The sequence below is a fragment of the Planococcus massiliensis genome, from assembly GCF_000821325.1.
GTDB lineage: Bacteria > Bacillota > Bacilli > Bacillales_A > Planococcaceae > Planococcus > Planococcus ruber.
The window spans coordinates 1,677,733-1,702,622 of record NZ_CCXS01000001.1; the positions used below are offsets into that span (position 1 = coordinate 1,677,733).

Annotated in this window: 31 protein-coding genes; 24 read left to right on the forward strand and 7 right to left on the reverse strand. The window is 44.2% G+C overall.

What is annotated here, in order from left to right:
- Positions 1–130 precede the first annotated feature (130 nt).
- The 7 genes from BN1080_RS08160 to BN1080_RS08190 all read left to right on the forward strand — a co-directional run bounded on the left by BN1080_RS08160 (position 131) and on the right by BN1080_RS08190 (position 4,463).
- Positions 131–1,114 (forward strand): ring-cleaving dioxygenase, encoded by a 984-nt coding sequence (locus BN1080_RS08160; protein WP_052651581.1) that lies wholly within the window; start codon positions 131–133, stop codon positions 1,112–1,114.
- Positions 1,115–1,128: 14 nt separating this feature from the next.
- Positions 1,129–1,722, forward strand: a complete 594-nt coding sequence (locus BN1080_RS08165) for an NADPH-dependent FMN reductase (RefSeq protein WP_199876599.1) — start codon at positions 1,129–1,131, stop codon at positions 1,720–1,722.
- A 347-nt stretch (positions 1,723–2,069) separates the two neighbouring features.
- Entirely contained in the window at positions 2,070–2,258 is a 189-nt protein-coding gene (locus BN1080_RS08170; protein WP_052651582.1) for a hypothetical protein, read from the forward strand.
- 107 nt (positions 2,259–2,365) lie between these two features.
- Positions 2,366–2,827 carry an NUDIX hydrolase gene (locus BN1080_RS08175; protein ID WP_052651583.1) on the forward strand — a complete coding sequence of 154 codons (462 nt, stop codon included), beginning with the start codon at positions 2,366–2,368 and terminating at the stop codon, positions 2,825–2,827.
- Between the two features lie 44 nt (positions 2,828–2,871).
- Complete coding sequence (locus BN1080_RS08180) at positions 2,872–3,543, forward strand: Type 1 glutamine amidotransferase-like domain-containing protein (RefSeq protein ID WP_052651584.1); 672 nt, start codon at positions 2,872–2,874, stop codon at positions 3,541–3,543.
- A 93-nt stretch (positions 3,544–3,636) separates the two neighbouring features.
- Positions 3,637–4,227: a hypothetical protein gene (locus BN1080_RS08185; RefSeq protein WP_234398948.1), complete on the forward strand. Its 591-nt coding sequence runs from the start codon at positions 3,637–3,639 to the stop codon at positions 4,225–4,227.
- Positions 4,228–4,274: 47 nt separating this feature from the next.
- A complete protein-coding gene (locus tag BN1080_RS08190; protein ID WP_052651585.1) occupies positions 4,275–4,463 on the forward strand; it encodes a hypothetical protein in 189 nt (62 codons plus the stop codon).
- 79 nt (positions 4,464–4,542) lie between these two features.
- Here BN1080_RS08190 and BN1080_RS08195 read toward each other — a convergent pair whose 3' ends face one another.
- Positions 4,543–5,103, reverse strand: a complete 561-nt coding sequence (locus tag BN1080_RS08195) for a cysteine hydrolase family protein (protein WP_052651586.1) — start codon at positions 5,101–5,103, stop codon at positions 4,543–4,545.
- Between the two features lie 183 nt (positions 5,104–5,286).
- Here BN1080_RS08195 and BN1080_RS08200 point away from each other — a divergent pair, with 183 nt between their 5' ends.
- The 5 genes from BN1080_RS08200 to BN1080_RS08220 all read left to right on the forward strand — a co-directional run bounded on the left by BN1080_RS08200 (position 5,287) and on the right by BN1080_RS08220 (position 7,962).
- Positions 5,287–5,580 (forward strand): DUF2087 domain-containing protein, encoded by a 294-nt coding sequence (locus BN1080_RS08200; RefSeq protein ID WP_052651587.1) that lies wholly within the window; start codon positions 5,287–5,289, stop codon positions 5,578–5,580.
- Positions 5,581–5,622: 42 nt separating this feature from the next.
- Positions 5,623–6,036, forward strand: coding sequence for a hypothetical protein (locus BN1080_RS08205; RefSeq protein WP_052651588.1), 414 nt, complete (start codon positions 5,623–5,625; stop codon positions 6,034–6,036).
- Between the two features lie 133 nt (positions 6,037–6,169).
- Complete coding sequence (locus BN1080_RS08210; RefSeq protein ID WP_052651589.1) at positions 6,170–6,607, forward strand: GNAT family N-acetyltransferase; 438 nt, start codon at positions 6,170–6,172, stop codon at positions 6,605–6,607.
- Between the two features lie 51 nt (positions 6,608–6,658).
- Positions 6,659–7,195 carry an NUDIX hydrolase gene (locus BN1080_RS08215; protein ID WP_052651590.1) on the forward strand — a complete coding sequence of 179 codons (537 nt, stop codon included), beginning with the start codon at positions 6,659–6,661 and terminating at the stop codon, positions 7,193–7,195.
- On the forward strand, positions 7,192–7,962 hold the full coding sequence (locus tag BN1080_RS08220) for an SDR family oxidoreductase (protein ID WP_052651591.1): 771 nt from the start codon (positions 7,192–7,194) through the stop codon (positions 7,960–7,962). Before BN1080_RS08215 ends, BN1080_RS08220 begins: the two co-directional genes overlap by 4 nt.
- Positions 7,963–8,007: 45 nt before the next feature.
- Here the strand turns inward: BN1080_RS08220 and BN1080_RS08225 are convergent, their stop codons facing one another.
- Entirely contained in the window at positions 8,008–8,739 is a 732-nt protein-coding gene (locus tag BN1080_RS08225; RefSeq protein WP_052651592.1) for a FadR/GntR family transcriptional regulator, read from the reverse strand.
- Between the two features lie 177 nt (positions 8,740–8,916).
- Between BN1080_RS08225 and BN1080_RS08230 the strand changes: the two genes are divergently transcribed.
- From BN1080_RS08230 to BN1080_RS08265, 8 genes are all read left to right on the forward strand, one after another.
- Entirely contained in the window at positions 8,917–10,320 is a 1,404-nt protein-coding gene (locus tag BN1080_RS08230; protein ID WP_052651593.1) for an FAD-binding oxidoreductase, read from the forward strand.
- A complete protein-coding gene (locus tag BN1080_RS08235; protein ID WP_052651594.1) occupies positions 10,317–11,306 on the forward strand; it encodes a bile acid:sodium symporter family protein in 990 nt (329 codons plus the stop codon). Before BN1080_RS08230 ends, BN1080_RS08235 begins: the two co-directional genes overlap by 4 nt.
- A 246-nt stretch (positions 11,307–11,552) precedes the next feature.
- Positions 11,553–12,671, forward strand: a complete 1,119-nt coding sequence (locus BN1080_RS08240; protein WP_052651595.1) for a glycosyltransferase family 4 protein — start codon at positions 11,553–11,555, stop codon at positions 12,669–12,671.
- A 54-nt stretch (positions 12,672–12,725) separates the two neighbouring features.
- Positions 12,726–13,721 carry a macro domain-containing protein gene (locus BN1080_RS08245; RefSeq protein WP_052651596.1) on the forward strand — a complete coding sequence of 332 codons (996 nt, stop codon included), beginning with the start codon at positions 12,726–12,728 and terminating at the stop codon, positions 13,719–13,721.
- A gap of 98 nt (positions 13,722–13,819) precedes the next feature.
- Positions 13,820–14,470 (forward strand): vWA domain-containing protein, encoded by a 651-nt coding sequence (locus BN1080_RS08250; protein ID WP_052651597.1) that lies wholly within the window; start codon positions 13,820–13,822, stop codon positions 14,468–14,470.
- Between the two features lie 232 nt (positions 14,471–14,702).
- Positions 14,703–15,371: a hypothetical protein gene (locus BN1080_RS08255; protein ID WP_052651598.1), complete on the forward strand. Its 669-nt coding sequence runs from the start codon at positions 14,703–14,705 to the stop codon at positions 15,369–15,371.
- A gap of 255 nt (positions 15,372–15,626) precedes the next feature.
- A complete protein-coding gene (locus tag BN1080_RS08260) occupies positions 15,627–16,109 on the forward strand; it encodes a barstar family protein (RefSeq protein ID WP_234398999.1) in 483 nt (160 codons plus the stop codon).
- Positions 16,110–16,195: 86 nt separating this feature from the next.
- A complete protein-coding gene (locus tag BN1080_RS08265) occupies positions 16,196–16,882 on the forward strand; it encodes a hypothetical protein (RefSeq protein WP_052651600.1) in 687 nt (228 codons plus the stop codon).
- Between the two features lie 153 nt (positions 16,883–17,035).
- On the opposite strand, the gene BN1080_RS08270 is transcribed toward BN1080_RS08265, so the two are convergent.
- A complete protein-coding gene (locus BN1080_RS08270) occupies positions 17,036–17,395 on the reverse strand; it encodes a hypothetical protein (protein WP_052651601.1) in 360 nt (119 codons plus the stop codon).
- Positions 17,396–17,708: 313 nt separating this feature from the next.
- Here BN1080_RS08270 and BN1080_RS08275 point away from each other — a divergent pair, with 313 nt between their 5' ends.
- Positions 17,709–18,209 (forward strand): hypothetical protein, encoded by a 501-nt coding sequence (locus tag BN1080_RS08275; RefSeq protein ID WP_052651602.1) that lies wholly within the window; start codon positions 17,709–17,711, stop codon positions 18,207–18,209.
- A 359-nt stretch (positions 18,210–18,568) separates the two neighbouring features.
- Here BN1080_RS08275 and BN1080_RS08280 read toward each other — a convergent pair whose 3' ends face one another.
- The 3 genes from BN1080_RS08280 to BN1080_RS08290 all read right to left on the reverse strand — a co-directional run bounded on the left by BN1080_RS08280 (position 18,569) and on the right by BN1080_RS08290 (position 20,991).
- A complete protein-coding gene (locus BN1080_RS08280) occupies positions 18,569–19,354 on the reverse strand; it encodes an alpha/beta fold hydrolase (RefSeq protein ID WP_052651603.1) in 786 nt (261 codons plus the stop codon).
- 307 nt (positions 19,355–19,661) lie between these two features.
- Positions 19,662–20,114: a DUF305 domain-containing protein gene (locus BN1080_RS08285; RefSeq protein WP_052651604.1), complete on the reverse strand. Its 453-nt coding sequence runs from the start codon at positions 20,112–20,114 to the stop codon at positions 19,662–19,664.
- Between the two features lie 289 nt (positions 20,115–20,403).
- A complete protein-coding gene (locus BN1080_RS08290; RefSeq protein ID WP_052651605.1) occupies positions 20,404–20,991 on the reverse strand; it encodes a YdhK family protein in 588 nt (195 codons plus the stop codon).
- A gap of 241 nt (positions 20,992–21,232) precedes the next feature.
- On the opposite strand from BN1080_RS08290, the gene BN1080_RS08295 reads away from it, so the two are divergent.
- The 3 genes from BN1080_RS08295 to BN1080_RS08305 all read left to right on the forward strand — a co-directional run bounded on the left by BN1080_RS08295 (position 21,233) and on the right by BN1080_RS08305 (position 24,304).
- Positions 21,233–22,141, forward strand: coding sequence for a F510_1955 family glycosylhydrolase (locus BN1080_RS08295; protein WP_052651606.1), 909 nt, complete (start codon positions 21,233–21,235; stop codon positions 22,139–22,141).
- 104 nt (positions 22,142–22,245) lie between these two features.
- Positions 22,246–23,655, forward strand: coding sequence for a sensor histidine kinase (locus tag BN1080_RS08300; RefSeq protein ID WP_052651607.1), 1,410 nt, complete (start codon positions 22,246–22,248; stop codon positions 23,653–23,655).
- Positions 23,627–24,304 (forward strand): response regulator transcription factor, encoded by a 678-nt coding sequence (locus BN1080_RS08305; protein WP_052651608.1) that lies wholly within the window; start codon positions 23,627–23,629, stop codon positions 24,302–24,304. The genes BN1080_RS08300 and BN1080_RS08305 overlap by 29 nt, the downstream gene beginning before the upstream one ends.
- A gap of 58 nt (positions 24,305–24,362) precedes the next feature.
- Here BN1080_RS08305 and BN1080_RS08310 read toward each other — a convergent pair whose 3' ends face one another.
- A complete protein-coding gene (locus BN1080_RS08310) occupies positions 24,363–24,695 on the reverse strand; it encodes a four-helix bundle copper-binding protein (protein WP_052651609.1) in 333 nt (110 codons plus the stop codon).
- Between the last annotated feature and the right edge of the window lie 195 nt (positions 24,696–24,890).

Genomic DNA, 24,890 nt, shown 5'->3' on the forward strand with positions numbered 1-24,890 from the left:
GTTCAAAATGCCATGATATGATTATCTCGAATTAAAGATAATTTATGGATAAGCCATTTTGCCAAAGTTTTATTTTTTTAACCATATATCTCGAATTCGAGATAATTATTGATTAGAGGAGAGATTTGCTATGAACGAATTAAAAGGGATTCACCACGTAACGGCTATTACAAGCAGTGCTGAAAAAAACTACGTGTTTTTTACCTATGTACTTGGAATGCGCCTAGTTAAGAAAACCGTCAACCAGGACGATATCCAAACATACCATCTATTCTTTGCAGACGATAAAGGGTCGGCAGGAACCGATATGACGTTCTTCGATTTCCCGGGCATCCCGAAAGGAACGCACGGCACGAATGAAATTTACAAAACGGCTTTCCGGGTGCCGACTGACGCTGCACTGGAATACTGGGTGAAGCGTTTTGATAAATATGAAGTGAAACATAAAGGCATCAAAGAAGTGTTCGGCAAAAAGACGTTATCCTTCGTGGATTTTGACGACCAGCAATACATGCTGGTATCTGACGAAGGAAATGTCGGCGTCGCTTCCGGAACCCCTTGGCAGAATGGGCCGGTTCCTTTGGAATATGCCATTACAGGGCTGGGTCCGATCCACGTCCGCATTGCAGAATTCGATTACTTCAAAGAAGTGCTGGAAAAAGCGATGTTGATGCGCGAAATCGCAAAAGAAGGCTCGCTTCATTTATTTGAAGTCGGCGAAGGCGGGAATGGTGCACAAGTGATTGTTGAGCACAATACGTTATTGCCGCGCGGCCAGCAAGGCTTTGGCACGGTGCACCATGCCGCATTCCGGGTAGCGGATACGAATGTCTTGAAAGAATGGATTGACCGGATGCAGCAACTAGGATTCAGTACTTCCGGCTACGTGGACCGCTTCTTCTTCGAATCGCTTTATGCCCGGGTAGCGCAAGGGATTCTCTTTGAATGGGCTACAGACGGCCCTGGATTCATGGGAGACGAACCGTATGAAACAGTCGGCGAGAAATTATCATTGCCGCCGTTCTTAGAGCCGAAGCGTGAACAGATTGAAGCAATGGTTCGCCCAATCGATACGGTGCGCAGCACGAAAACGATCGAAAAAGAGTATCTGTAAGGAGAATCATTTAAATGAGCTTTTTATCAAAACTATTTGGAAACAAACAACAGGAGGAAACAGAAATGACGAAGTTAAACATCGGCATCATCTTAGGATCAACACGTGAAGGGCGCTTAAGCCCGCAAGTAGGGAATTGGGTGAAAGAACTGGCGGATCAGCGCAATGATGCGAACTATACCATCATTGATATCGCAGATTACAAACTGCCATTGCTAGGTGAAAACGGCGGGGACGCATCAGGCGCAGCCGCTTGGTCAGAAGCAATTTCAGCCCAGGACGGATTTGTCTTTGTCGTGCAAGAATACAACCACTCGATCACAGGTTCACTTAAAAACGCATTGGATTATCTGCGCCTTGAGTGGAACAACAAAGCAGCCGGCATCGTATCCTACGGTTCCGTAGGCGGTGCACGCGCAGCTGAACACCTTCGCGGTATCCTGGGCGAATTATTGGTAGCGGACGTCCGTGTCCATCCGGCTCTTTCGTTGTTCACTGATTTCGTGAATGGCGCTGAGTTCAAACCTGCACCTGTGCAAGCAGCCTCGGTAAACCAAATGCTCGACCAAGTCATTCCTTGGTCGACCGCTTTGAAAACGATCCGTTAAAATTTGAAAAGCTGTTCCGCCTGGCCACATGTTGTGGCAGATGGGACAGCTTTTTTTTGGATTCGTAGGTATTATTTTTTGTCTAGCTTGGTTTCACCGGTTTTGTACGTAGTGGATGATTTCCATTCTTGCGATGCACAGTTTGCGTTCAAACGGATACGTTTTAAATTCCGGTTTATTGAATAATCTCTAATTAGATTTGATTTCGTACATAAAAAAATTAAGCTCAGAGAACGCAAAAGTGATTGTTGAGAATGTTTAAAATTTTTTATATAAACACTGGATATAATTGGTGTAATGATTTTACCAGTCTCTCTTAAGAAAAAGAAATGTTGGAGGGACAACTTTTGGTACAGGATTTAAAAGAAAGGATGGGCTGTATGACTTCGAATGCTTTATTGTTCGCTGGAATAGCGGGTGTACTAACTCTAATTTTAATCGTTTCCAATACACCGAATAGCGCACTCATTGTCACGAATGGTTTGCTGGGATTGATTGCAGGTCAATTGATGATCAGGAACCAGCAGAAAAACTAGTTCAAGTATGTCCCATTTTAAGGGATGAGTTGAAGATGCTTTTCATTCAAATACCTGGAAGAAAGGCTTTGGTACAAGATACAATTTTTATCTCATAGGAGGCTAACATGAATTACATCCAAGAAATGAGGAAGGTAATCGGCACGAAGATGCTTATGACTGTCGGCTGCGGGATCATAATTGAAAGAAATGGCCAGATTTTGCTGCAGCACCGGAAAGACGATGATGTCTGGGGGATTCCTGGAGGAGTGATGGAACCTGGAGAAACTTTCGAGGAGACAGCGGTGCGTGAAACACTCGAGGAAACAGGTTTGAAAGTCGAAGATTTAAAGCTGTTCGGCCTTTATTCTGGCGAAGAAGGTTTTGCTGAATACGCAAATGGAGATCAAATTTTCAGTGTCCAAATTATTTTCCATGCAACGGATTTTGCAGGGGAGTTGATCCAAGATGCAGAAGAAAGCAAGGAACACCGTTTCTTCTCGCCGGATCAGTTTCCGCATTTGAATCCCCACCAAGCCAGATTTATCTTGGACTGGGTCCATCAACCGAATCTGCCTATCCTAAAATAATTCCGTCTAAGACGATAGTGAATGGCGTGAAAGGAGAGGGAATCATGAAGTATATGCTCACATCAGCCGGCATCACAAATAAAAGCATTGAGGATGCATTGGTCAAATCGCTCGGAAAACCCGTATCAGAATGTTCGGCGCTTTGCATACCGACGGCCATGTACGGACATCCATGGGTCGGCCCCGGTATAAAGACTTGGGAATTTATCAGCGGCAATTCGGAAAACCCGATGGTGAATTTTGGCTGGAAATCCGTCGGAATATTGGAACTTACGGCACTCCCGAGTATTCCATGGGAACGATGGTTGCCGCTGATCGAAAAAACGGACGTCTTTCTTGTCTCAGGAGGGGACGCGCTCTATTTGGCGCATTGGATGCGCGAATCCGGACTTGCGCAAATGCTGCCAAAGTTAGAGGCCGTTTATGTCGGCATGAGTGCCGGCAGTATGGCGCTGGCTCCGCGGATTGGCGAAGATTTCATGGGCTGGATGCCGCCCAGTGGAAAAGATGAAGGCATTAGCCTCATCGGCTTCTCGATTTTTCCGCATCTGGAAAACGAATCGCTTCCGGAAAACACGTTGGATCATGCAGCAAAATGGGCATCGAAAATCCAGGGTCCGTCTTATGCCATCGACGATCAAACGGCGATTAAAGTGACCGATGGAAAAGTGGAAGTGATTTCAGAAGGGCTATGGAAATCCTTTTCGACCGGCTGATACATTCACTGACTAAGGTGAACGATAGAGAAGAGGTGCTTGAGTTTAAGCACCTTTTTTATTTATTGGATTTTTTAGAAATTAGTGGATTAAATGATCTTAAATGGTAAAATTAACTATAAGATCTCGAATAATTCAATTAAAGAGTTGAGCCGGTATAAAAGGGGGGAGAACGCATTGGGGATGATACTGGAAATAATGCTGGTTCTGCTGATGATTTCAACGGGGCTATTCATTCATGAGCTAGGGCATGCTGTTGCTACAGTTATGCAAAATAAAAAAGCTACAGCCGAAATATATTTGGGGTCTTCAAGTAAAGAAAAGAAGCTGAAAATCATACTTGGCCGGATTACATGCTACCTGACATTGGCTCTGTATGGATTCTGCATTCAACCTAACTGGCGAGAAGTCCCGCTTTCGGCAGTTCGTCCGCGAACGATCTTTTTATTGGGCGGGCCGCTCCTTTCACTTGTAGGGGCTGCCTTATTTTATGCAGCTGCCATTTTTTCTTCGGGTGTGCCCGAGAGCATTTTTGTCAATCTTGCAGGCATTTGCTTCTTTTTGTTTGCGAGCCCATTGCTTCCATTTACATATCCGCGATTTCTAGGCGGTGGCCGAAGTGACGGCCTGCAGCTTTTGAATTTGATTAAAGAGAACCGGAAGCAACGCAATGCCGTATTGTAAATTAAAATGAATTTCTAATATAAAAAAACCAGCAAGGAGTCAGGGAGATGGAAAATTTAATATTAGCAGGGATTTATTTAAACCCGATTTTAGCCATCGTGTTCTGCCTGAATTTAGTCGCTATCATCAAAAAAGTCATTAAAGAAAAACACCCAGACACCTCAACAAATACGTTCTGGATGACAGTATCAGCGGTCTATATCATCTTCAGCATTTCGTGGATGATTCTCCTCTGACTGCGTCGTTTATACGGGCGGATTTCATAAAATGGGAACAAAAAAGGAAGCTTGCATGGAACAAGCTTCCTTTTTCTGATCAATGGACCGATCCATCTTGTGTTAAGAACTCATCAGTCGTTATTATTTTTGCATACGATTGGAGCGCGCTGACAAATGCGGTATGCACATGTTCGGCCGGCACCCTTTTGTCTTGATAAGTGAGCTCACGTGTTGCACATGCATCTTCGATTAGCGTGGTTTCATAGCCTAAATCAGCTGCAGCGCGCACTGTGGCATCGATGCACATATGGGTCATCATGCCGGCCACGATAAGCTTAGTAATTCCTTTATCCTTTAACTGGCTTTCCAAGTCTGTACGGAGGAAGCTGTTCGGTGCATGTTTTACCACAATGGGTTCGTTTTCCTGTGGCTGGACCGTTGGATGAATTTCAGCGCCTTCTGTATCCGGGAGGAAGAAACCGGCCGCCGGGTTGGCAGCGATGTGCTGAACATGGAAAATGTTGTCCTTCTGATTTTTTCGAAACCAATCCAAAACTTTTGCTGCATTCTCAGCTGCCTTTTCCGGATTGTGAAGCGCCATCTTGCCTGTTGGAAAATAATCATTTTGAATATCAATTAGGATCAATGCTGTGCCCATTTTTTCACCTCATCGTTAATTTTCCGTGCCTCTTCATCATATAGAGAATCCTGCCAGATATCGAGGATAGCAAACCGCATACGAGAATATTTTGATGGGAGGGCCGTATCAACTTATCGGAATTTTTGTTATACTTTTGGAATAAATGACACGATTGGACATTTTCTGTTAAGGAGCCTAAAAATGAATCTTACTGCTGGAATTTCCGCTGAAGAAAAAGAAAAGATTTTAGCAAATTATTTCAAAGGTGATTTTACAAACCGGATTGAAGTGTTTCCAAGCAAGGTGAAAAAGAAGCTGGTTCTTTTAGAATCCATTGCCTCAAGGTTCGATCCGGATCGAACTTACACGGAACTCCAAATGAACGAAATCTTGGAAAAGGTTTATCATGACTATGTATCAATCCGGCGATATTTGATCGAATACGGTTTCTTTGATCGGAGCAAAGACGGTGCCTCTTATTGGATAAAAGAATAAGATCGGAAAAAATCCGCAAATTTAGAACGGGGAAGTGATGAAATGATCGACCGCACCATTTACTGCACCATTATCCATCCATTTGTAAACAATACCGTGGCTTTGGCTTCTTCTGCCCCAAATTCCCGTGCTTTAAGACAGGACGAAATACGGCTGATGTGCCTATTATCCCAGTATGTATTTGAAACCAAAAGGATGGCGGTCAGTTCCAAGCTGCTGCAGGAGGTCAAAATCTTGCTGGAACAAGTGACGCACAAAGAACAGTTGCTTGAACTGGCTGAAAAGCTTCCGCACGAATACAGCAATTTGAAAGAGTTGTGGAGAAGCTCACTGATTTTTAAGGAAACTGAAGGCAATAAAGAAACGATCGGCCAAAAGATCATGTCGATCATTACCGGCTCCATCATTACGATCAATCAATTCTTCGGCAAGTATGAAAAATCATTGTTGGTTTGACCGATTATGGTTTGATCCTGTAAAAGAAAACCTTCGGAATGCCGGTTCATTGCGAGCCAGTACCGAAGGTTTTATCGCTTTTACGGGGAGTAAAATGGCATACCAGAAAAACTGTTACAACAGGAGGACGAATATGAATATAAGCGAACCAAATGAAGGATTGATGGAAACGATTCTCTCGTTGTCTCCACAGGCCATATTCGACGGTACTCTGGGAGAAGCCAGGCCAACCATTGAAAAAATTCGGCAGCTTATTCAGTCGCTGCTGGATAAGGGGTGCTTTTATTTAGCTGCTACAGAAGAAGATCAGCTGTTGGGATGGGTACTATTAGGCATCGGTAAAGACCAATTCACTGATGAAAAGAATGGGTTTATTTATGAATTATTTGTGTTGAAGGAATTTCGAGGCAACGGGTATGCCAAAGTTTTAATGGATGCAGCGATTAGCCATTTTCAGAAAGAAGGCTATGCGGAAGTTCGACTAAGCGCAAAAGCTGAGAATTTTGCTGTGAAATTATATGAAAATCTCGGGTTCCAAACGAGAACGATTTCCATGAGCTTGAAGCTTTAGAAGATGCCATTAACCAATGTAAAAGAAAGCCATAGAAAAGAGGAGATCCGAATGGAAGTCTGGGATTTGGTAGATGAGAACAAAAGACTGATAAACAAATTACATACAAGAGGAGAAGCCCAGCAGCCGATTGAATACCATGTGGTAGTGGAGATTTTAACAGTGAATGCGGATGGCCAGATTCTCTTGACGCAAAGAGACGCGGAAAAAATGTATCCGCTCCTTTGGGAAACGACGGGAGGCTCCGTGACTGCAGGTGAATCGAGTATACAGGGGGCTGTGCGTGAACTGGCAGAAGAGACGGGCCTCGTGGCGGAAGAAAAAGAGCTGGAGTTTCTGGGGGAAATTCGCTATCCTAATTATTTTCTGGATAGCTACATCTGGAAAAGAACGGCTCCGATCCAGCCGGAAGACCTCGTCTTGCAGCCGGGGGAAGTTTGCGATGCGAAACTCGTCACTCTGTCAGAATTTGAAGATATGGTCCAGCAAGGACTAATTGTCTCAAGGATCTGGGACCGGTTCCAATTGAACCGGAGCCGGATCATGCCTTATTTGAATTCCGAAAAGCCGAAAGGTGTGGTTGGATGAAACTCGCTGGAAAATTGGCGGTAGTGACCGGTGCGAGCCGGCTGGAAGGCATCGGTGCGGCCATCTGCCTGGAACTGGCTAAAAACGGCTGCGACTTATTTTTTACTTACTGGACGGCTTATGACCGGGAAATGCCATGGGGAGTGGAAGCTGATGAGCCGGAAGCATTGCTTTTCAAACTCAGGGAATTTGGTGTAAAAGCGGAAGCAATGGAGATGGATCTGTCGCAAAAAGAAGCGCCAGCTCTGTTGATGGAGACGGTTATCCGCAAAATGGGACCGCCGGATATTTTGGTCAACAATGCCGCTTATTCCACTAGCGGTCCGTTTACAGAGTTGACAGCAGATATTTGGGACCGCCACTACGAAGTCAATGTCCGCGGAACGGCGCTTCTTTGCAGTGAATTCGCCAAGGCATTTAAGAAAGGATCAGGCGGCCGGATCATCAACTTGAGTTCGGGGCAGTTCCAAGGAGCGATGCCGGGTGAACTAGCTTATGCCGCAACCAAAGGGGCGGTTGAAGCGATGACCATCACGCTGGCAGCGGAAGCCGCGCCGCTTGGCATAACGGTAAATGCCATCAATCCAGGCCCGACGGACACCGGCTGGATGGACGATCGCTTGAAAGTATACTTGCAGGAGCGGTTTCCTTTTGGCCGAATCGGCAAGCCGGAAGACGCGGCAAAATTGGTCCAGTTTTTGGCTGGACGGGATGCCGATTGGATCACGGGGCAAATCATCCATTCCGAAGGTGGATTTATGCGGTAAATGAAAACGAAACGCCTACTGATCTTTACAGCAGGCGTTTTTGTTTTACCCCACGTTGTCCGGTTGGGCTGGCAATGGAAAATCCGGCAGATCAAGTTCGTCCAAAATACGGGTGATGTGTTTTTCCATCCGTTCTTTTGCAAGCGCCGAATTCCGGATGGAGATGGCTTCGAATAATTCGACGTGTTCCACATAAGTATCTTCATATCGGTCCACATCCATAAACCGGTGCGTGCGGGTTGCCCGGATGGAATCTTCCATTTTTTCCGCTAATGACTGAACAAGATGGATCAATAAGGGATTATGTGATGCCTCCACAATGCGCTGGTGGAAATGCAAATCCGCTTTGATTCCTTTTTCCGCATCGTATAAGGCATTCTTCATCTCATCAAGTGCTTGTTTGATATTCGCTAAATCAGACGGAATGGCTCTAACCGCTGCGAGGGAAATCGCTTCGATTTCGAGTGCGCGCCGAAGTTCGAGCATGTCCTGGACAAGGTGGCTTTCAGCTTCAACGATGGAATCGGAAAGCAAACGGCTCACTTTCCGGACTTCGATCGTGTTGATGTAGCTGCCGCCGCCTTGCCTAATCACAATGGCTCCAGCCAATTCCAGCTGCTGCAGCGCTTCTCGGACAGAAGAGCGGCTAACACCGAAGCGGCCAGCGAGTTCCCGCTCCGACGGCAGTCTGGAGCCAGGATGCAAATCTCCATTCAAAAAGAATTCTTCGATTTTTTCCGCAATAATCTGCGATGTCTTTTTCTTTCCAGAAACCATTCATTTCGCTCCTCCTGATAAACCAGTAGTTCTTTCACCTTATCAATTTCCCAAAAAATAATCAATAAATTAAAATAATCATTGAAAAATTCAGATTAATCGGTATAATAAATTTTATTGGTCGGACCAATTGAAAAATGTCTTTATATTGATAGTTAAATGAGGGGATGAACGGCAATGAAGCTGCAGGAAATTGAACGAGCCGTTGAGGCTTTACAAACGAAGTTGAGCACAGACCAAATTACTTTGAATGAAACGGTGCGGGAATTGCACGGCAGGGACGAATCGTATCACGCCCAAAAACTGCCGGATATCGTGGTATTTCCTGCGACGACGAAAGATGTCGTGAACATCATGGAAATTTCAAAGAGTTTGCACGTTCCTATTATTCCATTTGGGCTTGGTTCGAGCTTGGAAGGGCATGTGATTCCGGACAACGGCGGCATTACAATTGATTTCTCTCAGATGAATCAGGTGCTCGAAGTGCTGGAACATGATTTTTTGGTCAAAGTTCAGCCAGGCGTTACCCGTACGCAATTGAATAAAGAATTAAAGAAATATGGACTGTTCTTCCCGGTCGATCCGGGAGCGGATGCGACACTCGGCGGAATGGCGGCGACCAATGCGAGCGGAACGACTTCCGTCAAATACGGGGTCATGCGCGACCAGGTCCGTGATCTCGAGGTGGTGCTTGCTGACGGAACGGTAATCCATACCGGCAATAAAGCGGCGAAGTCGTCGTCCGGCCTTCATTTGAATGGATTATTTACGGGATCAGAAGGGACGCTCGGCTGCTTTACAGAATTGACGTTGAAAGTCTACGGCATCCCCGAGCATGTATCGGCCGCACGTGCTTCTTTTCCAAGCGTTAAAGATGCGGTCGAAGCAGTTGTCTCGATTTTGCAGGCGGGCATCCCGATTGCGAGAGTGGAACTGGTGGATGAAGTCTCAATCCGCCAAGTGAATCTTTTCAGTGAAACGGATTATGCAGAAAAACCGACCTTATTTCTTGAATTTCACGGCAATGAAGCCGGGCTGAAGCAAGACATCGCCTTTATGAACGAAATTGTTGAAGGGCATAATTGCGAAAGCATCGAGTTTGAAACCGATAATGCGGGGCGCAACCGGTTGTGGGAAGCGCGCCATAATTTAGCTTATGCCTTTATCCATGGAAATCCAGGCAAGAAAATGATGGTGACAGATGTCTGTCTGCCGATTTCGGAACTGGCAGGCGCTGTCGCCGATGCCCGTGAGAAAGTATTCGCCTTAGGCATGGTCGGCGGCATTGTCGGACACGTTGGGGATGGCAACTTCCATGTCTTGCTGATGATGGACATGAATGACCCCGAAGAAGTGGCTAAAGCCCAGTTGCTGAATGAGCAGATTGTTCTTTATGCACTCGAACGGGGAGGCACTTGCACCGGTGAACACGGCGTTGGAATCGGCAAGCAGAAATACCAGCAGCAAGAACACGGAGCCGCACTGCTCGTCATGGAACGAATTAAACAGGCGCTGGATCCTGACAACCGGTTAAATCCAAATAAACTGATCAAGCAAGAAACGAGAGGAGCGGTCCAATGAAAGTTTTAGAATCCATCAGCAATTTTGCCGGCAAATATTTCGCCTTCTGGGTCATCCTGATTGCACTTATCGCCTTTTTACTTCCCGATCCATTTCTTCCGCTCGGCGCATACATCACCATTTTGCTGGGAATTGTCATGTTTGGAATGGGGCTGACATTGAAACCCGTTGATTTTAAAATTGTTTTGACCCGGCCGCTTCCCGTTATCATTGGCGTTGCTGCCCAATTTATCATCATGCCGCTTGCAGCTTTTGCCATCGCGAAAGTATTGAATCTTCCGCCGGAACTAGCGGCCGGGCTCGTGCTCCTTGGCTGTGTTCCCGGAGGAACCGCGTCAAACGTCATGGTGTATTTAGCAAAAGGAAATCTCGCCTTGTCGGTTGCCATGACTTCTCTTTCTACATTAATGGCACCGATCATGACGCCGCTGCTGTTGCTGCTTCTCGCTGGCCAGTGGCTTCCGGTTGATCCGGTTTCAATGTTCATGTCCATTATTCAAGTGATCATTGTTCCGATTGCTTTAGGCTTCATGGTCCAGCGCTTCTTGCCGAAATTTGTGGAAAAAAGCATCACCATCGTACCGCTGATCTCGGTATTGGCGATTTTGATCATTGTTTCAGCAGTCACTGCAGCAAATGCCGGAAACGTCATCAGTTCAGGCGCGATCGTCTTTTTCGCAGTCTTTCTTCATAATGGCTTCGGGCTGCTCCTTGGCTATTTGACGGCTTTTGCACTTGGGTTAAATGAAAACGACCGCCGCGCGATTTCAATTGAAGTCGGCATGCAAAATTCCGGCCTCGGCGTGGCTTTGGCGACCGCACACTTTAGTCCATTGGCTGCCTTGCCAAGCGTTTGGGGTGCAATCTGGCACAACATTTCGGGTCCGATTCTTGCGACAATCTGGTCGAAAAAACCGGCTGTTGCTGCTGAAAGGGAACCGGCGCAAAACCTTCATGCTTCACCAAAAGCAAATCTTGAAAAATAAACATCTGAAGCTTATCTTGAAAACGGCCATGGCCGGATTTTGAGATAAGCTTTTTTAGTTGGGCATGAGGCATTGAGTTTTTGGGAAAAGAATGAATAGGACTTCGAATCTATTCATGGTGGAGGCGATGGCGAATGAAACGGATGCTGATGCTAAACACTTTGCCGCTTGTGAACTTTGAAGGCGATACAGGCAATAAAAAACGCCGGAAACCAAACTCTATATAATACGCTGAAAGGTTTTAGCATGGAAGGCTATCATGTGACGATGCTGACATTTGCAGATGTGCCGAAAGAAAGCAGCCCTTTTCCGCATATCATTGTGAAGCGCTCGCGGTATTATCCCGTATTTGAAGCGATAAAGCGGCTAAATCTGGTAAAAGACCATGCGGAAGCGGACAGGACAGAAGCGACGTTTTTTGCAAAGTTTTGGAACCGCATAGCCTACCGGGAAGGAATTGAACTGGCGTCGGAGCTGCAGCCGGACCTTATCTACGGCTATGAAATTTTCAGCACCCGTGCGGCGAAAAGGTTGTCTGACAAACTAGGAATTCCATGTATCACCCGTTTTCAAGGGACGGAACTTGGCCTTCTATTAGACAGCCCAAAATTTTATGAAGCCCACGACTATATAAATGGTACGGCTGTTCAAGCGGATCTGATTATCATGGCAAACGATGGCACCGACGGCGACCGAGTATTGAAAAGACTTGGCATTGAAATGGACCGTGTTCGCTTTTGGCCGAATGGTCTGCACGATAAAGAAAAATATTTGAACGAACAACCGGATGAACATTATAGAGCGAAAATGGGATTGCCTGAAGGGGCTTTTGTGATCTGCACGGCAAATCGTTTCGTTGAATGGAAACGGCTGGACCGCATTGTGAAATTGATGGAACTTCTGGAAAAAAAGCCGTCTCCGTATTTAATCGCGATTGGAGATGGGCCTGAAAAAAGCAGAGTTATGGAGATGGTCCGTTCGAAGGGATTGGAGAACATCCGTTTATTGGATGCATTGGATCATGAAGAAGCCATTTACCACATTGCCAATGCCGACCTCTATATCACTTTGAATGAAAGCGGCAATCTGGGAAATTCGATACTGGAGGCATTAGCTCTCGGCACAGCCGTCTGCACCTTAAAAAATGATAGCGTCTGCCGCGTACTGGAAGACGGAGCTAACGCGATTTTATTCGATGAAATGGATGGGAAACGGATTGCGGATGGTCTGGCGGAATGGATAGGTCAAGACGAAAAGCTGCTCAAACTGGCATTAGCTGGCAGGCAATATGCCGACGAAAAATTGCTCTCCTGGCCGGAACGGATGAAGCTCGAAATCCGGGAAATCGATAAGCTTTTGGGCTGAACGCTTACTACGGTTGCAAGCGAATATTATAATAGAAGAAAGGGGGACGATCAGATGCCGTTAGAAATTGTAAGAAATGACATTACTAAAATGCAGGTCGATGCCATTGTCAATGCCGCGAATAAAGAACTCCAGATGGGCGGCGGGGTATGTGGCGCGATATTCCATGCAGCAGGTGCCGAAAAGCTGCAGCAAGCCTGCAATGAAATCGGCTATTGCCCGGTCGGGGAAGCGGTCAGTACAGAAGCCTTTAATTTGGATGCCAAGTACATTATCCACACAGTAGGGCCGATTTGGCACGGAGGAAAGCACAAGGAAGAAGAACTTCTCCGGTCGTGCTATGCAAATTCGCTTGGGCTCGCCCATTCCTTAACCTGTGATTCGATCGCTTTTCCGCTAATCTCTTCCGGCATATACGGATACCCAAAAGAACAGGCGTTGCAAGTCGCCATTTCGGAAATCCATCGTTTCTTAATGGAACCGGAACATGAATTGCTTGTGTATCTGGTCGTCTTTGACCAAGCGTCATTCGGCTTTAGCGAAAAATTATCCCAATCCATCGGCAATTACCTGGATGAACACTATGTCCAACAGCAAGAGCTGAAATATGCTCGGAACCATCGGATTTCAGAAGAAGTGTTCCATTCAGCCAAAGAACGGGCAGTGGGCCGGCAAGCCATCAATGGCCTGGAAGAAGCCTTGAGCCGGATTGAAGGAACTTTTTCGGACAGGCTCCTTCAATTTATCGACGAAAAAGGAATGACCGATACAGCGGTTTATAAAAAAGCGAATATCGACCGGAGATTGTTTTCGAAGATCCGGAATTCTCCGGGCTATACACCGCTCAAAAAAACCGTATTCGCGTTTGCGATTGCGCTGGAACTGGACCTTGAAGAAACAGCGGAATTGCTGCGAACCGCTGGCTACGCTTTTTCGAATAGCCAAAAATTCGATGTCATCATCGAATATTTCATTACCCACCAAATCTATGATATCTTCGAAATCAACGAAGCCCTCTTTGCTTTTGAGCAGACGCTGCTCGGTGCGTAAATGTCGCTTTTGAAGCGACCGATTGTACCCGCCATTCGATTATCCTTGGAGTATCACAAACGCCTGTACCATACAGGACACACAAGGAGGAAAACAAGGTGAAAAAAGGAAGTACTGAAATTGTGTTTATTCTCGATAAAAGCGGATCGATGGCGGGGCTTGAAAAAGACACAATCGGCGGGTTTAATGCGCTGCTCGAAAAACAGAAGAAAGAGGCAGGCGACGCAAAAATCACAACCGTCCTATTCAATCACGGCTTCGAGTTGCTGCATGACCGCATTGCAATTGCCGGCATCGCGCCGATGACCGAAAAAGAATACGAAGTCGGCGGCACGACCGCGCTTTTGGATGCCATCGGATCTTCCATTCAAAAGCTGGTGAATGTGCAGAAGCGGACCAGTGCAGAAGAGCAGGCTGAGAAAGTGTTATTTGTAATCACCACCGACGGCATGGAAAACGCAAGCTGTGAGTACAATTACGCGAAAATCAGAAAGACGATCGCCTGCCAGAAAGAGAAATTCGGCTGGGAATTCATCTTCCTCGGTGCCAATATTGACGCCATCGCTGCCGCGAAAAACTTTGGCATCCAAGAAGACCGCGCTGTCAACTACCATGCCGATGAACTGGGCACTGAACTCAACTACCGCGTTCTGAATGAAACCGTCAGTTCCTTCCGCCAAGGCAAGAAACTGCATCGGAATTGGAAAGAGGACATCGAAGCTGATTTCAGCCAGCGCACTCAAAAGTAGAATCTCAAAAAAGCGTTCGTAAATATCTATCTGAATAGGAGAACGTTCGTAAAGTGTTTTAGGAGCTTTGCGAACGTTTTTTTGTGGGTTCTATGCTGGTACTGGAGGCGTTCGTATAAGTGTACTTTTACGAACGGTTCTCTTTTCGAAAACTTACTGGTTTTCCATTCTTTTACTTAGTATAGTTAAAGGAAATGTGTGATTACAAAAGGTAAATAAAGGGGGAAACAAATTGTCTCCATATCTAATCATGGAACAAGGGTGGTCACATGAGGAATTGCGGCAAGGCTGCATTTTGGCATCCATCGCTCATGCTATTTTCATCGCTGATGCTCCAGAGCTTGCTCATGAAATTTCATGGGATGGTTTTAACTGTAATATGAATAACAGTCAGGGAAGTAGAGGCACCATAACCTTTCATCCGGATTTTTTTGTAGCCGGATTTCGGAATGATGAACTTTCATCTGACAGTTTAAGCGCAAAAGACTATTTAGATCAGGCGCCTGAAAAAGTCATCCAACTCGCTGAGCAGGAAACGCTCCAGTACTTGCTGGACGATGTAGATGGGGAGACTCTTCCTTCAATTACTACAGCCATGTGGGGAGATAGAAATCAGGTTTTCTCCTGCCATTTTTTTGATGAAATGCTTGTAAGAGGAGGGGAACTTTTAGAAATTCAATCCCTGGACCCTGAAGCAGCATTTGAGGCTTGTGAAGAAGAATATGAATTTACGGAAGAGCAAATGGCGTTGTTGAAAAAACTCTTTTACTTGAAAATAGCAAAGCCTAACGAAGCAATCACTTTGATTCAACGTGATATAGATGCCATTGGATCAAGAAATGAAGAAGGAATGAACGAAAGTAGAATTTCATTTGCTGAGATAGGTATTGAATGGGTATAGCCTCTTAAAAAATTTTGTGTTAGATAGAATTCGAGAAGAGGGAAGACAAGATTGATTTGGAGAAGTAATAAAAGATTCTCGGCAAAATCCAATTGAAAGTGTTGGCTTAAAGACTAGGATTTGAATGTAACTTAAGTGCAGTTAAGTTACATTCAACTCTTTAATTCTTAAGAAACTTGAAAAGTAGCATCGGAGGGATAAGATTTCAAAAATGCTTTCTAGATTAAGTGAGAAAAGGGGCTAAAGAAATTGGATGTGCAATCAACGGTTTGGAAACAGATGATGGTCAACGGCAGTATAGTTTTGTATGGCAAAACAGACATTTTAGATAAAAACAGTAGAGAAATCGAAGCTGAAGGTTTTGAGATAATACGGTTTGATTGTAAAGAATGGGATGAAGGGCTTTTCCATAAAGAAGTTGCGAGGAAGTTGGATTTTCCAGCTTATTACGGTGAAAACCTAAATGCGTTTAGTGATTGTCTATCTGATTTACTAATAAACAATACGGGCATTCTGTTGATTTTTACTCATTATCAGTCCTTCCTTGCGAAACATCCTGAACTGGCCATTGAAGTATTAGAAATCATCCAGATAAATTCCTGGAGATTCTTACTTGAAGGAAAAGCATTATTGAGTTTTATTCAATCAACTGATCCGGAAATATCGCTCCCTGCGATAGGTGGAATGGTTCCCGAGTGGAATGGAGAAGAATGGTTTGATAAAGATCGAGGGAACTAAATAAAGTGAATGTAACCTAATGTGAATTAAGTTACATTCAACACATGGAACTATAAGGTTTTGAAATTAAAAGTTTAAAAGGGGAGGTGAAATGGAGAGAATACAGTGGCGGCTATTTTCTCTTGTCAGCAGCCTGTGCTAATCAAGCTTATTTTCTTAAACAAGTAGTAGCCGGAGGAATCCACGTCGAAAAGCTGATTTCATTGGATGATAAAGTGGGCGGCATCTTTCCCAATCTCTTCGACATTTGGGAGGGGCGAGAGCCCCAAAAGCCGACACCGGTTTTATCTGAACAGGTACTGGACAAGGTCATGGTATCCATGGTATTTGAGACGTTGGAGGATGCATTGGAGGGTTATCGGGAAGCGAAGCCTCAAAATCCAGACGTTTTATTAATTGGCATCAGTTTGGACGAAAAGCATCTTCCGGAATTTCACGACTGGCGAAATCATAGCAATGATGAAAATGGTGAAGGAGTTGTCCTCTGTCTAGGGAAAAGGCAGCCAGCTAGCAACAGCGGGATGTTTGCTGGCTACGACATTGCAGGTTATGGGTTGGGTGGGAAGTTGCTTACTTTTTTGGGGAATCATCTTCTAGAGGATTATTTATCCCTTGATCCAAACCTGTCAATCAATGAATTCGGTCTGTTTCCGGAACAGCAAAAAGCTGAAGAGCTAGCTAGTTACACGAATGATGTGCTTAAAGATTTGGTAGGGGCGGAAGAAGATTTGATATGGCTGCCGTGGAAAGTCACCGTTTATGAAGGTCTGTAAATTAAAATTTACCAGTTATTCAGAAGCCACATATATACCTTTGTCGAATGTAACATAAGTCTAATTAAGTTACATTCAAGTTGGCAGATTTATACAGTTTAAAAAATGTCAAAGTTGCAACCAAAAATTAATAGGTATTGATTTTATTCAAAACTACTGTTCTAGGTAATTATATTGAGATTTTTCATCTTCTGGAGGATTCGGTTTAATTTGAATTATTCCAGCGATCCCCAGTCCATATGAATATGTAAAGTCTGGTTCACCTTCAAATACGACATGAGCAAGACGTTCACCTAAAAGTGCAGTATCAGCTTCAATTTTAAAGATTTTTGCATCGGGATATTTATTTGTTATATGTTCCTCTGTAAGAAGTTCTAATTCCTCTGCATCTTGATAAGCTGAGTACTTAAAATACCCATATACGCCAAGTAAAAGGATGATAAGAGTAGCTGAAAATGCCATAACCCCCATTGCGACTTTGACACCGAAGGTAATTTTAGGTATTTCATCCATTAAAAATTCCTCCTTTTTCAAATAACAATATTACCCTATTTATTATTTAGTGTAGCATGATTCCCTCTTTCGAATATCCAAATTTCACTTCTCTATAACCGGGAGAAAGCAAAGCCTTTATTACTTATTTGAATGTAACTTAATAGCAATTAAGTTACATTCATTTATCGGAGATTAATACCTTTAAAAGAGTTGAAATATTTATAAAATAAGTAGTTAAGTTCCAATTATTGGTGTTATGATATTTAGTAGTTTAAATCGGTAAATCAATGTCATAATCAATGCTTTTAAACAATTTTAAGGAGGTTTATTTATGTTTTCGGTCGATGAGTATATCAGTTCTATCAAAGCCAACTTGGAGAAAGAATCTCCTTTAGTGGTTTCAAATATGAAAAGAATTTTTACATACAATTTTTCTTCTGACATAGACCTTTTAGATTTCACCCCATCTATTGAACCTACCAGGTTCGAACTATCCATAACCATGTTCTCCATGGATAAAGACGCCAACGAAGTTTTCAACGAAGGAAATGACCAAACAGTTTTTGCTGGAAGTGAAGAGGTCCTGCCAGAAGTAGAATATTATCAGGTAAATGATGATCAGCTGGAGGCATTTTTTGACTTTTACGAGCAGAATGAGGAAACGTTAGTTCCACAAGAACAACAGGTATTTGCAGATTGGTTCCGTCAATGCTGGGAAACCGCAGGTGGGGCTTCATTGGATTTGCCATCATACTTTGTTTTCCACGACGAAGGCACATCGTATGACTTAAAGAATAAACAATGGGTAGACGATGAAGAAAAATGGTCATAAATATCGCTGAAAAATGCCTTTTTTGAGAGGCATTTTTTGTTGTTAAAATTTAAATCTGAATGTAACTTATGTCTAATTAAGTTACATTCAGATCCTTCTTTTCATTGACTTAATAAGAAGACGAAGAAAAATTGAACTTGCTAGAAAAAATGATACATTCAAAGGGCTATTCTATACGGTTTTAGAGCCGGAATTGAAGTACATATTTTACAAATCAAGATTTATTAAGAGAAGGAGCTTCAATTGAAAATTCTCCTATTCTTGTTTGTAGTAGTGTACTTTTACGAACGGTTTTTCCGCTTATAAAAAAAGCTGCCTTTGAAAGGTAGCCGAATTATTATTTGTGTTATGTTTTGATTCTATACTAAATGTAGTTTTAAGTGTTTTGCCACATCGCTTGTATTGGTAATGGGTAAGAAATGATAACTATTATGGATACTTTCTACTGTTGCATGTTTATTTAAAGTCAAAAAACTATTTATTTTTTCTTCTTCTGAATTCTCTCTTCCTTGGTCAGCCAGCAATAATAATAAAGGAAGTTCATTAGACTGCTGAATACAGTAGTTAGTTTTATCGATAGCTCTTGAAAGAGTATTTAATGCATTCAGATTACTATGATGAACATAAACGCCGTCTTTAAAAATAAAGTTATTAAGCATGTAGTTTTTAAAAAGTTCTTTTTTACTGGAGGCTAATTTGTCCATTGAATCAACTTGTTGTTTAATGGCCATCTTTAAATCCTCAAATTTTTCGATGATTGGAAGCTTAATTTCTCCTTCTTCACTATTTTCGTAGTCTCCAGGAAAATAATGCCCCCCATCCATGAGGGTTATAGAAAGAACAGATTCAGGATGGCTTTTATAATAGCTTTGTATGATCCAGGCGCCAATGGAATTCCCTATAAAATGAGCTTTTGAAATGGAGAGGTAATCTAAAAGCTTGTTTACATCTTTGACATAGGTTTCGATTGTGAAATCATTTTGGGAAGAAGTATTGTTATGGCCTGGTAAATCAATTGCAAGAAATCGAAATTCCTTTAAGTCTTTTGCTAACTCTTCAAAGATTTCCTTTCGTTCGCCAAGTGCGGGGATAGCGATTATAGTTGGTCCTATTTGTTCGAAATTGTACTGAATATATTGAAGCATTTAGTATGTCTCCTTTATATCTGATGAGTGGGTAATATCCTGACTAGTAACTAATTATACAGTCTTCAATAAATACCTGCTTTTTAAACTAAACTGTCAGTTATTAATAAGCTAAGAGGTATAGCAAAGTAAGTATATATTTCTAAGCAGAAAAGTAATTTATAAGATTTTCACTTAAATAATAGATCTAGTTAACATATCAAAACTTATCGGCAGAAAATCGATAAGGAGAGAAATTTATTTCTAGAAAAAGAGGAAGGCCAAAAGCGAATTGCAATCGCTGCTTGGCCTTCCTTTTTTGAGCCGGTTATTCCTCGTCCTCCAGGTCTTCTATTATTCTTTTCATCTTAGCGATTTCTTCGCGTTGCGTCTTGATAATCGCATCAGCCAGCTCTCTCACTCGTGGATCTGAAATATTGGCTCGTTCGCTAGTTAGGATAGCGATGGAATGATGAGGGATCATCGCTTTCATCCATCCGGTGTCCTCTATTAATATTTGGCTGCGGACGAGCCAAAGTGAAAGCGCGAATACTACTGCACTGCCAGCTAAAATCAACGAATTCACTTTTTTGTTCTTGTACATTGGCCACATGAATAACAGCATGACAATGGCCATGACAGAGCCCATAATCAACGCCATATAGATTCTTGTTTCACTGAATGTGATATGTTCGAATTGAAAAACGTTTAAGAACATCAACCAATACATCAAAAAGGTCGAAGTGACAATCATGATTCCAAACTTAACGTAACTGTTCATAAAACCCTCTCCTTATAGTAAAAGATTGATTTTGACAAGAATGCCTGAACGGGATCGATGCCTTTCTTATCTGTTTACCATTTAAATTCCCATATAAACTCCATAGAAAATGCATAATTTACTGTAGAAGAAAGAATTACAACGAATTTTATCGTCACTCCATGCAGTTTTCGTCTGAAATATAAAGAAGCCGGCCAATCACTCTCAGATTAGCCGGCATCCTGCATATTTTCTGGTTTTGCATGATCGTCAGCACTTGGGAATCGGAGAAGCTACAGCTTAAGTTGGGTTATTTGGCTGATAATTCAGCTTCAGTTACCCATTTATGATTGGTGACCGGTTCGCCGCCAGTCGGCGGCGTGAAATCAACCATGTAGACAGTTGTTTCCTCGGCAGTAGCAATCGTAGCTGTGGCACCGTCCATTCCTTCCATGTGATCGGCAGCGATTGTCGCTTCATCACCTGGTTTCAACGGTTGGTCTCCTGGATTTTCAAGTTCTTCGTGGATGACCCATTTGTGGTTTTCCACCGGTTCGCCGCCATTGGTCGGAGTGTAAGTGACCGCATAAACAGTCGTATCGTAAGCTCCAACAATCGTAGCTTCCGCGCCTTTCATCCCTTCCATATGATCCGTTTCAATAATGGCTTGGCTTCCTACCTCATAGGTTGGACTTTCCGCTTCCTGTAAATCTGCTGGTACTTCTCCTGAACCGGAATGGTCCATATTCATATGCCCCGAATCCTCGCTCATGTTTTCTTCGGTTGCATTATTCATATCCATTGATTCTTCACTCGTCTCGCTATCTGTATTGCAGGCGCTTAACGTGACGGCGACTACAAGTGACAGTATCCCCATCATCCATTTGTTTTTTGGCATTGCGATCTCCTTCTTTCTACATTTGTCTTTAGATACTTTACCCCTTAACTTTGCATATTGTGTGCAGGAACCATGACATTTTCTTGTGCAAATGGTCTGGGCAGTGGATTATGGCAAGTTCGTGAACCACTAAGGGAAGTTCTCTATTCTATAGAAGAAACTGCACAAAAAATCGAAACTTATTTAGTAAACTGGTGGAGAAGAACATTTTCTAGAAAGAAAGAGCTGGAGGAATAGAGAAATGAAGATGAAAAGAAAAGCGATCGGTGCACTGTTGGCGGTAATTATGTTGGCCGGCTGCAGCGGAGAGGATACGGGCTCTTTTGAGGCCCCGTACGATGGAGAAATGAATCATGTCCATGGAATGGGCTATGCGGGAAATGACAAAGACTTGTATTTTGCGTCACACATTGGATTGAAAATCTACCGGGACGGTGAGTGGTTCGAAACAACGGATAATTTCCATGATTACATGGGGTTCAATGCGACAGATGACGGTTTTATTACGTCTGGCCACCCGAGCGCAGATTCTGAGTTACCCAATCCGCTTGGAATTCAGCGCAGTGTGGACGGTGGAGAAACCCTTGAAGAAATTGCGTTCCAGGGAGAGACGGATTTTCATGCCATGGCTGTCGGTTACAATAGCCATGACCTCTTTTTGATTAATCCGGCGCCCAATTCCTTGCTGGAAGCAGGCGTTTATAGAAGCACGAAAAAAGGGGAGTCGTGGCAACCTGTAAAAGCTGAAGGACTGGAAGGCGAAGTGATAGGACTGGCTCTTCACCCGACAGATTCAGCTTTTGTGGCGGCGGCTACTTCGACAGGCATTTATTTCTCGGAAGATGCAGGAGAATCGTTCCAAGCCCTTACGGCTGAAGGAGAAAGAGGGACCGCGGTGCATTTCACCGAGCAAGGGCTGTACTTCGGGAGCTTCGGGACAGCGGCGGCTTTGATGCAGTATACTGGTGAAAATGAGGCGTTGAAAAGACTGAACATACCGGCTCTTCCGGAAGATGGCATCGCTTTTATCGCCGTAAATCCGGCGAATGACCAGGAACTGGCTTTTTACACGCTGCGGGGCGATGCCTACTTCTCTGAAGACGGTACCCAAAGTTGGAAACCGCTGCTGCAAAACAGCAAAACCCAATAAAATACGTAAACTGGAAAGGGAAATATGTGAATTGAAACTAATGACTCACAGGAAGGGACAGCATGCCCCTGAACCTGATGCGTTGAGGCTGGAAGAGGGTTGCCATGTTCAATAAACTTGCTTTGAAAATCGGATTGCTGTTTTTTGTCTTTATCATCCTCATCGAGTCGGTGTTGTTTTTGATCTTGTATGTCAACTACGTAGAGGAACGGGTGGAAGAAGTCATGTCCAATCTATTGGCCCGGGGGAACACGCACAGCGAAGTGCTGGAAGACAGCTTTGAATCCAGCACGTTGAACCATGTAGCCATGATGGAATCGGCTTCCGATTTCATTGTCATCATCACGGATGCGGAAGGGAATGAGCTGACCCATTCCGATACGATTGAACCCGAAATGAGGGATGTGCTGCAGCACACTGATTTTGGTCAAGTTCCGCAAAAAGGAGAAATCGTGGAGGATCGGTGGGATGAAAAACGGTTTATTGCGACCGACAGTCCCATTACGGTAGCAGGTGAACACCGAGGGCATGTATTTATGTTTGCTGAAACCAACCACATCAAAGGGATAGTCGAACACCTTCGGAATCAATTTTTGTTCGTTGGATTGATTGCGTTCGGCCTTACCATTGCTGCAATTTTTATCTTGTCGCGCTTGATCACGCTTCCACTGATTCGGATGAAGGAAGCCACAGAGCAATTGAGCGAAGGGAATAATGAAGTCAGCCTTCATCTCGACCGGAATGACGAACTGGGGGAGCTGGCGAACGCCATTAACACCTTATCGACGGATCTGAATCGCTTAAAGCAGGCACGGAACGAATTCCTGGCCAGCATTTCGCATGAATTGCGAACGCCACTGACCTACATCAAGGGCTACGCTGACATAGCCGGACGTCCGGATACGTCTGATGATGAACGGCGGGAGTACATTGATATCATCCGGGAGGAAACGACCCATTTGACGGAATTGATTCGGCAATTATTCGAATTAGCCCAGCTTGATCACAACCAGTTTTCCATCCGAAAAGAGCAGGTTTCAATCAATCGGCTGTTTCGTTCGGTTGCCGGTTTGGTCCGTCCCGCGTTCGATGAGAAACACATTTTCTTGGTCGTCCAGTGTCCTCCGGATATGACGGCATTCATCGATCCGGAACGCTTTCAGCAGGTGCTGTTGAATGTACTCGACAATGCCCGGAAATACTCGCCGGAAGGGACGGTGGTGACGCTTCTCGCTGTGCAAGAGGAGGATACGGTAGTGATTAGTGTCAGCGATGAAGGGGAAGGCATTCCAGAAGCTGCTCTTCCCTTTGTCTTTGAGCGGCTGTACCGCGTCGACAAATCCCGGTCTCGGCAGCACGGCGGCAGCGGTCTCGGTCTTGCCATCGCCAAAGAAATCGTCGAGTCGCACAGCGGCCAAATTTCGATTCAAAGTAAACAAAGCAAAGGGACGACGGTCCGTATTGAATTGACAAGGGGGGATTCGTTTGCAGAAAGTGCTGTTGGTGGACGATGAAAAACGGATGCTGGATTTGGTGGCATTGTATTTAAAGCCCCACCACTATCTTTGTACAAAAGCGCTGGGACCTTTTGAAGCTTTACGCTATTTGGACAAAGAAACCTATGACTTGATACTCCTCGATGTCATGATGCCCGAAATGGACGGCTGGGAGCTATGCCGGGAAATCCGGAAAGTCTCGGATGTGCCGATCATTATGCTGACGGCTCGTGAGCAACAGGAGGACATTATTAAGGGGCTGAAACTGGGGGCGGATGATTACGTCACGAAGCCGTTCAATGAAGGGGAACTGCTGGCTCGGATGGAAGCGCTGCTGCGCAGAAGAGCGCCTAAAAAAAGCATTGAAGTAAAGGGCCTCTTCTGGGATGAAGACCGGTTCGAACTCAGCTATCAAAACCAATCCATCAAGCTGACACCGAAAGAGTTCCTGATGCTGGGGCAGCTGTTGAAAAATCCGGACAAAGTGTTCAGCAGGGACCAGCTGATCCAATTGGTTTGGGGATTCGATTCGGAAACGGAAGGACGGACCATCGATTCGCACGTACGGAATGTTCGGGAAAAGATTCGGCAGGTCGGATTCCCCATCGATGACCATTTCCTGACTGTTTGGGGGATTGGCTACAAATGGGTGAATGAGACAGAATAACGCTCAAAGAAAAGAACTCCCCACCGGAAATACATTTTCCGGCGGGGAGTTCATGTAATTAGGCGATGTTCCGGCAAGCTTCTGCGCATCTGTGGCAAGCTTCCGCACAGCGTTTACAGTGTTCATGCATGTCTGCATGTTTGTCGCATTCATTGCCGCATGCTTCACAGATTTTCGCGCAAACAGCTGCCAGTTCAGCTACAAACGGCGAATTGCGGGTGATTGCGTGTTCCAAAAATGCGCATATGTCTGCGCACTCCCGGTCGAGTCGGATGCAGTCAGCCAGCATTTTTACGTTATCTTCCTGCAGGCAAGCGTCAAAACAGTGATTGCATTCCGCTGCGCAATCGTGCAAAGCCTGAATCAATTCCTGATGCTGTTCATGTGCCATGTGTAAAACCTCCATTTTTAGTTTTGTCTCTTGTCTACTTCTTCCCTTTGGACTCGCCACTAAACGGAATTTCTTAAACTCCATAGAAACTGCACAATTTGATGCGTTTCCTCTATGAAACTGAATTTTCTCCATAATTTCTCGATAGTTTCTTTCTATAATCAACAGAAGAAGATTGGATTTTTCGAAACCGAA